The sequence below is a fragment of the Yersinia pekkanenii genome (assembly GCF_001152565.1).
GTDB lineage: Bacteria > Pseudomonadota > Gammaproteobacteria > Enterobacterales > Enterobacteriaceae > Yersinia > Yersinia pekkanenii.
On the sequence record NZ_CQAZ01000120.1, the window covers coordinates 1 to 3,256 of the forward strand.

The window sequence follows — 3,256 nt, forward strand, 5'->3', positions numbered from 1 at the left end:
ACCGGCAAGCAAAAAAAATATTGGGTGGAAATTCAGCTTGTTGACGAGCTTGGTAAACCTGTAGCTGGCATGCCTTACAAAGTTGAAAATGATGCAACCCGGTGTAAACATTCGAGCAGTAATGAAGGCCAAAGCGACAGTAATGGGCTCATCAGAATAGAGCAACTTCACTGGCTAGATTTGACCCTGACAATAGATGCCCAGAAGCTGGCGGATGAAATGGAGACGCGCCCGCTGGGTATTACCCGCAATCCCCGTAGTAGGCAAACAGTCAATAAGAAAGAAAATTCCGATTGGCGCTCAAATGTGCAGATAAGCTCAGAGCAGCAAGGATATCTGTACCATTACGCCACGATTGGAGAGCTTTGTGACTGCGCGCCGGAAATTAAAGGATGGAAAGATGAAACATTACCCCGTTTCCATTTTCCGCCGGACAAGTCGCTGAAAGGTCTGGAGATTGGCCGAGAACATCTTGAGAAGCGGCACGTTATTGAAATTTGTCCGTTCCGGGCGTGGGTGCTGGCACTGCATGATACAAAAGAGTATTCCCTGGCTAACGGCTATAACCTTGGCTTAATGGCGAATATGGCCTATGCAAAGGCCGGAGAGGGAGTTATAAAGCCATTTTTCTTTGAGAAGTGCCTGGATCTGTCTACTACACCGAGATATGAAGAGTTCCCGTCTTACCCTCAGGCTTTGGTTGTGGATGTGCCATTCAGCCAGCGTTATACCACAGCTGAATTCTTAGACTCGACCCTGCTTAAAAAGAGCAGCGCTAACCGACCATTACTTGATAGTACTCAGTTTTTTTACGTGGAATGTGGAGAATATTTGATCGTTGCCTGGCGTGGCACACAAGAGGTCCCCGACTGGTTAACCGATGGAGCTTTTTCACCGCAACCCTGTCCGGCTGAACTGGCAAAATCTGGATGTATCCACGGAGGATTTCTGGATGCATACCAACTGGCAAAACAACGGTTTAACGATAAATTTAATACTATTAAGGACCAATTGGATAGAGGAAAAAAACTGTTTATCTGCGGACACAGCTTGGGAGGGGCGCTGGGGCTGACTTATGCGGCTGAAATGAAAGGTTATGAACCGCATCTCTACACTTATGGCATGCCACGTACCTTTACCGCTGATGCGGTGGGGAGTTTGTATCAAATAACTCATTATCGACATGTAAATGACACTGACACTATTACCAGCGTTCCGTTTGATGCAGATATGGATAACTGGCTGTATGGAAAATTTGGCCCTCTCGGTAGTACGTTGGGTTTTTTCTGGACGCTGCTTGCGGAACTGCCCGCTCAGATGGTCGGTGCTTACGTTGGGGAACATTACTGGCACCACGGAAAACCGGTGGTGTTCTTCCGCACAACTCAGACCCACTCATCTGAAGAGTGCCAGGTGATGATGAACCCCAATACCTGCCGCCGCCTTAGCTACAGTCTGCCACGTAAGGCCAAGTTATTCCTGGTACCTTCCCTGTCAGAAACTGAGAATGAAGAGGCCAAAGAAGCGCAGGAAGCGTTTGTTCGTGAATACCCCGGAGAGGATATGCAGCGAATTTTCCCACGGAATACTAACCCTAAGTTTGACCATATGACGAACCCCATGCGTCATTCGATGGCAAGTGAATATCTGCCATTTCTTAATAACCAGCTACTGGAGTCTGCCTGGCCAGAGTTGGCAATGCAGCGTAAGACCAGGCGAGATGCGTTTCAACTACAAATGAATCAGTATGTCGACAGTACGCCTGTGGAAGAGTTGACACGTAACCGGATGTTTCTGGCTCTACAGAAAATGTTGGGTAGCGCACTGGATATCACTAAGAAGACACCTGGTGGTGAGAATGCACTTATTCGTTTTAAATCCGTTGTGGGAGAAGAAGTTGAAATTATCTAATTGCCTTAGTCTGTTAGCACTAATACTTCCTCTGAGCGGTTGTGCCAGTCGGCCGGATTATACCCTCAACCCTCCTGCCAGTTCTGAGTGGGTGACCGTGACCGTTAAGCTTCCACCGCAAACGGAAGTCACGCCCATGGATGTCCTGTACCGCTCGGACAAATGCCAGCGAGAGGATTATGACAGCACCACTGAATCACATATCCGTAAAGAACGGGGGTTTAACCCTCGAGTCGAAAGGATGACGCAGCAAGGAAGAGGTGATATCTGGGAGGCTCGTATTGCTCTAGACGGCGGTGGTAGGTGTGAATGGAAACTGAGTACTGTCAGAGTTGATCTACAACTTATTAATAATACCTCCCTGACAAAAGGGAAAGATATAACGTCTACAAGCTATGTATTTGCTTTTGATGATGAATTTTATAGCGGAGGAGGATTGCCAGGACTAAAGAAAGATGTACGCGGTAATCTTAATATAAATACCGATTTTTTCCCCATGATATATATCAACCATACATTTAACGAAACCTATATTGAGATGTTTGGAGGGAGTGTGAAAAACGAAAAGTGGAGCAGACATTACAGAGTTTACAATACTAAAAATATAATTATTGAACCTACATTACATATTCAACAGGTTGTAAAGCTTGAAAGTTCAAAAAACAAAGATGAACCTGCAAATATGACAATAATCTATCCTGATGGAACAATTGGACATGAACGTACGAGAGTACCTGATTATGAAAAACTGCTCTCAATGAAATAGTTATTAAAAAATCCACACATAGGACTGCCTGCTTCTTATATATCACGGAGGTAAAAGTTGAAATCATCTATGAGGTATGTTCCATTAAAAATATTGTATCCACAAAATACCATTCCTTTTTTGTTTTAACTGGCTGAATGAAATAAAAGTTAAACGCCATTCTATTTAAAAAATTTAATTTACCTGGAAATTAATTATGTCCAGAGGACTCGTTTTACTCGGTGATAAAACAACGCATGGCGGTTCAGTTATTTCCGCCTCTTCCACAATTACAGTGAATGGCAAGAAGGCCGCATTAGTAGGCGATATGGTGAGCTGCCCAGTTAAAGGGCACGGTACAAACCCGATCGTTGAAGGTATGCCGCAACGAACCTGTGGAGGCCGTGCCGTCGTTATTGATGGCTGCAAATGTCAGTGCGGTTGTCAGGTGATCTCTAGTGCGTCAAACAGCACGATAGGATAATCAATGGGCTGGGAACGAACTAAAGCATTAACCTCGGAACTGTCACCGCCACCTTCACTGATACGGTGGCTGCTGGCAGGGGCCATGATGATGATCGTGGGCGTACTGTTGTTTAT

The 3,256-nt window shown here is 45.3% G+C and carries 3 protein-coding genes; all 3 read left to right on the forward strand.

Annotated features, from left to right (window positions below):
• On the forward strand, positions 1-1,911 hold a 1,911-nt coding region (locus AEP37_RS22945), incomplete at its 5' end, for a lipase family protein (RefSeq protein ID WP_049615491.1).
• 136 nt (positions 1,912-2,047) lie between these two features.
• Positions 2,048-2,677, forward strand: coding sequence for a hypothetical protein (locus tag AEP37_RS27475; protein WP_049615492.1), 630 nt, complete (start codon positions 2,048-2,050; stop codon positions 2,675-2,677).
• 196 nt (positions 2,678-2,873) lie between these two features.
• On the forward strand, positions 2,874-3,140 hold the full coding sequence (locus tag AEP37_RS25450; protein WP_072086408.1) for a PAAR domain-containing protein: 267 nt from the start codon (positions 2,874-2,876) through the stop codon (positions 3,138-3,140).
• The last annotated feature ends 116 nt before the right edge of the window (positions 3,141-3,256 follow it).

What these genes read in the sequence shown, in the direction of transcription:
- AEP37_RS25450 (WP_072086408.1), top strand. Translation starts at nt 2,874, where the DNA reads ATGTCCAGAGGACTCGTTTTACTCGGTGATAAAACAACGCATGGCGGT.
- AEP37_RS27475 (WP_049615492.1), top strand. Translation starts at nt 2,048, where the DNA reads ATGGATGTCCTGTACCGCTCGGACAAATGCCAGCGAGAGGATTATGAC.